The organism is Heliobacterium chlorum, from assembly GCF_014502795.1.
Taxonomy (GTDB): domain Bacteria; phylum Bacillota; class Desulfitobacteriia; order Heliobacteriales; family Heliobacteriaceae; genus Heliobacterium; species Heliobacterium chlorum.
Genome location: NZ_JACVHF010000103.1, coordinates 1 through 1,133, shown reverse-complemented (window position 1 = coordinate 1,133; position 1,133 = coordinate 1). Strand labels below are relative to the sequence as shown.

The window sequence follows — 1,133 nt, the reverse complement described above, 5'->3', positions numbered from 1 at the left end:
AAAGCAGTATTAGCTGCTAAAATGAGAATGATAGCAGTAGCGGCTTGTAAAATATAGTACATCAGGTTCCTGCCGCCAAAAACCATTTCGGCTATTTGAGAAACGAGTGTCTCACCATGTTGGGGTAAAACATGTGTCCAACCAGCTAGAATACTTATTCCTCCAAACAGAATAACGGAGAGACTGCCTAAGGAAAATAAAACCTTAATGGCGTTGCTTTCTTTTGGTTCCTTAAATGAAGGGACGCCATCCGCAACAGCTTCAACACCGGTTAGAGCAGTACACCCTCCTGCAAAAGCTTTTAACAGGATCCACACAAAAACAAGGTTCCCTAAATTTGCAGCGTGCTCTTCATACGGTCTTAAGTTGGGAGCAAGGTCACCAGATAGAAAACGGTAAAAACCGGTAACAATCAGAACTAACATAGAGAGAATAAACAGATACGGAGGGTAGGCAAGTAAATTCGCAGATTCGCTGATTCCTCGTAAATTAATAATCGTTAACAAAATGATGAAAAAAACCGCTATATAGACAGCATAAGGAAATAGCCACGGGAATGCCGAAGTTATAGCCGCAGTTCCGGAAGAGATACTTACGGCAATGGTTAAAACATAGTCAATGACCAAAGACGCCCCAATAATACAGCCATAAGTAGGCCCCAGAAACTCTTTGGCAACTGAATATGCACCTCCACCCTCAGGATACGTTCGGATAACATGGGTATAGGAAAGAATAACGGTAAATAATAGTAACGCAATACAAAGTGCGATGGGGGGTAAATAGCGAAATGCAAGCTGGCTTAAAACTGCCAGAACAAGAAGTATCTCTTCAGTTGCGTAGGCTACAGAGCTAAGTGCGTCTGATGCAAAAATAGCTAAGGCCTTTGGCTTACTCATCGTCTCATGAGAAAGCTGTTTGTTATGAAGTTTACTCCCTATAAGAAGTCTTCGAAGCAAGCTGCTTCCTCCCTAGTAAAAATCGATAATATCGTCCCCAAATAGGCAAATAACATCCAATGAAATGACCGTCTGGTAATCGGTAAAAAAAGGTAGTTTCATGAGACAGCCTGACGAACAGGTTAACACTCCTTATTTAGAATTTGCATTCGAAAAACCGTGTCTCTGCTTCTGCTA

1 protein-coding gene is annotated in these 1,133 nt (G+C 41.7%); it reads right to left on the bottom strand.

What is annotated here, in order from left to right:
* Positions 1-956, bottom strand: a 956-nt coding sequence (locus tag H1S01_RS20305; protein ID WP_188042166.1) for an APC family permease, incomplete at its 3' end; no start/stop codon positions are given.
* Positions 957-1,133: the final 177 nt, after the last annotated feature.